We start from the raw sequence: 2,831 nt of genomic DNA on the forward strand, positions 1-2,831 counted from the left end.
CGCAATCGGATATATCGCTCCGATCGAGATGGAGCTAAAAGCCGCTTAAGCCCGTCCACTTTCTCGGGGGAAGATCAGGTTGCAGCATGCGGCCCATGTTGAGTTCTTCCATTCGTTGGTCGATCGAGCTTGTCGATCGTTCTCGGGGCAATCGCTGCCGCAGCGGTCGCGTTTTTCGTGACCATGGCCTTCTTAGACTGGAAGGCGAGACCCGCAATCCAGCCTCCGGCCGTCCAACAAAACGACGTCACGATCTTGCGTCCCGACTGGTCGGGACCGGCACCGTTACCGACGCAACGCCGGGGCGCCGTAATGCCGTTCAACGCGGGAGGCTCGTGTCAAACTTCCCGATCAACTAGGGCCCATTCTGGAAGGTCGGATTCCTTTTTCGGTAAAGCAGCGATGTAGTCGCCGGCGTCCAGGAGCGTGAACAGAGTTTGCCCGCCGGGCAGCGTAATCGGCTCGTCGAACTTACGCGACCATGAGGCCATTAGCGACCGCCCAACAGGCTCCAAATCGCCACGACCGCCGCCTCACTTTTTAGCTGACAATCTCTCTGACCTTAATGCCGCGCAAGGCCTCTATGCAGTCAGCTACCAAATGCAAGAACTCTTGCCGCTTTATCTTTTTAACCTGACGACCTTCCATAGTGATGAGAATGAATCTCGCCATGTCGTAGGCGACTTCAAACTGCGATTTGCCGGTAACCTCGACGTCGATTCTTTCAGCCATTTCGCTCCCCGCTAGTTGTAATTGGAAAGCCGCAGCCTATGCGAAAGCGGGTGGCCAAGTCGCTGCTTTGTCACTGATCGACTTTCCACACTCCCGACAAGCGATAAGCGTCATCACCCCAGCCCCCCTACGCGAGGCTAGCGCAACCTATGGGCGCGCGATAGCTGCTCTTTAGAACCTTGGTAGCAGTCCGGGATCCTTATTTTTCGGGGCTCAATATCCTCCGACAAATAGCCTGTCATTAGCGCGATCAAGCCGCTTCTCAGTATCAGACGTGTCGTTCAGATGCCCGACCAGTTCGCCAGACAGACGATAGATGCTGATGCCTTTTAGCTCGTAAAGCTTTTCTCCCCTGAGACCGAAGATCGCCGAGCCGATCACGTTTCCGACGTGGATTCCCTTGCTGTTGATTATGTGCACGATCGACCTCCTCTCGAGGTGGCCCCGCAGTGAAGGTTGCGCCTGTTGGGCGGCGATTGCGAGATAAATCGGGGCACTGCATCCAACGCGGTGACTAGCGGAGAAAGCAGGAGGATCAGAGAAAATCCCGCAACCGCGCAAGCTCAGCGACGATTTCTGCCGACAAGACTGCATTCACCAACGGGGGCTGTGGTGAAGTATGAATCTCATACAGGTGTCGCATGGAAGCCGGCTTGGCCATGAACTCTCGAATGCATTCATCAAGCGTGCCATCGACGAGCAGATAGGGGCATCTGCTCTCGGTGCGCCGCTGATTGTTCAGTGACGGCCACTTGCGAAGAACAGCAGGCGCATCGAAATTAACGTGAGACTCGGGACTTGCCATCGGCACACCTTCCCAGTCCTGCTCCTACGGTCCCCGCTGCGGGAAAGCCGCCCCAGGGGGCTTCAAAAACGCCGTGTCTTGGCTTCCTCAAACCGATTCATAAAGGCTGATTAATCCCACGATAACGGCAAGTTAGTCCCATGAGCGTCCAAGGCCAGCCCGCGGTAATCGTCGCGGTGACAACCCAAACGCCGAAGGCGATTATTCCTGCCGAGATCAACAGGGAGAGCACCGTTTCCATGGTTAGCCCTTTCTTCAGAGCGCAAACCATTGCCGCGCCTAGACCGTCCGTGACGCGCGAGGGGTGGGACCGCCGGCGGGAGGTTAAGGGCCGGCGGTCCCTGCCGCAAAAACCGAGCAGGCCCTGGGCCACTCGGCCGCACGACCGAGACCAACGGACGTTAACTGGCTGAGTTGCGGAGTGTGCGGCGCACGCAGGGGATTTATTTGGGTGGCAGGCGCCATGGCCAAGGGGGAAGGGTCCGGGCCGCTCCGGTACGGCGCGTCCAACCGCCTTGGACACGATGCCCTCCAGTCCGATTCACACCGAGTTTCTCATGCGACTTGCCCGGCACAAAGGGGTGCAAATTCATTGACGACTCATGACCACGATCGGTCAACTCTGCTCAAAGTCCAGGTCCAAACTTAAAAGTTTGATCCTTATCGTTCCTCCCAAAAATGGGAGGAGTCGCCCACGGCGGCCAGAACAGGAGCGGGTTCTTATGAACGATCGGGTCAAAGTTATTTGCTCTAATTGCCGAAAGCCCTTTTCAGAGCGAGCCAACCGGCTAAAGAACGGCTATCAGGTTCAGTGTCCGAATTGCATGAGGCTGATCACCTTTGATAGTAGCTCGGAAGATCCCAACATTCGGCGCCCCTTAAAGGCTGCTCGGGAAATTCGTTATGCGGCGGAGGATGCCCTTGTCATGGCCAGACTGGCCGCTCAAGAGCCGAAGCGCGATACTGGATACTGACCCGTTCAGCCAACTATTTTCCCTTCGCCTTCAGCCCAAGCGTGCCCGAATGACCGCTGTTGGCACTTTCGGACCTGACGCACCTGATCGGCGATGTCCGCTGATCGGGGAAGAGCAGAAGTTCGCGGCGCGCTGTCAAAGTGATGCGATTGACCCATTGCGGGCATGCGACATCGCGCCGCTTTGCGACGCAGCATTGCACCTCACCGAGTGCGACGACCGTCGAGAACTGATACTCTGCATCCGTCTCCTCAAGCTGCAATGAGGATCGAATGAAGCGGCGGGAGTTCATAGCGGCTACTGCGGCGCTGCTCGTTTCG

General features: G+C 57.2%; 4 protein-coding genes. All 4 read right to left on the reverse strand.

The window, feature by feature from the left end; all coding sequences use genetic code 11:
- Window positions 1-540: 540 nt before the first annotated feature.
- The gene (locus JQ567_RS37815) at window positions 541-732 is read right to left on the reverse strand and encodes a hypothetical protein (RefSeq protein ID WP_212443519.1); all 192 of its coding nucleotides are present in this window, start codon (window positions 730-732) and stop codon (window positions 541-543) included.
- Window positions 733-945: 213 nt separating this feature from the next.
- Window positions 946-1,152 (reverse strand): hypothetical protein, encoded by a 207-nt coding sequence (locus JQ567_RS37820; protein ID WP_249165997.1) that lies wholly within the window; start codon window positions 1,150-1,152, stop codon window positions 946-948.
- Between the two features lie 115 nt (window positions 1,153-1,267).
- Window positions 1,268-1,537 carry a hypothetical protein gene (locus tag JQ567_RS37825; protein WP_212443520.1) on the reverse strand — a complete coding sequence of 90 codons (270 nt, stop codon included), beginning with the start codon at window positions 1,535-1,537 and terminating at the stop codon, window positions 1,268-1,270.
- 987 nt (window positions 1,538-2,524) lie between these two features.
- Window positions 2,525-2,831, reverse strand: a 307-nt coding sequence (locus JQ567_RS37830; RefSeq protein ID WP_212443521.1) for a hypothetical protein, incomplete at its 5' end; no start/stop codon positions are given.

It is taken from the genome of Bradyrhizobium sp. AUGA SZCCT0431 (genome assembly GCF_018131065.1).
Taxonomy (GTDB): domain Bacteria; phylum Pseudomonadota; class Alphaproteobacteria; order Rhizobiales; family Xanthobacteraceae; genus Bradyrhizobium.

Bases quoted from the DNA above. Each gene is read 5' to 3' on its own strand.
- JQ567_RS37815 (WP_212443519.1), bottom strand. From the start codon at position 732: ATGGCTGAAAGAATCGACGTCGAGGTTACCGGCAAATCGCAGTTTGAA.
- JQ567_RS37825 (WP_212443520.1), bottom strand. From the start codon at position 1,537: ATGGCAAGTCCCGAGTCTCACGTTAATTTCGATGCGCCTGCTGTTCTT.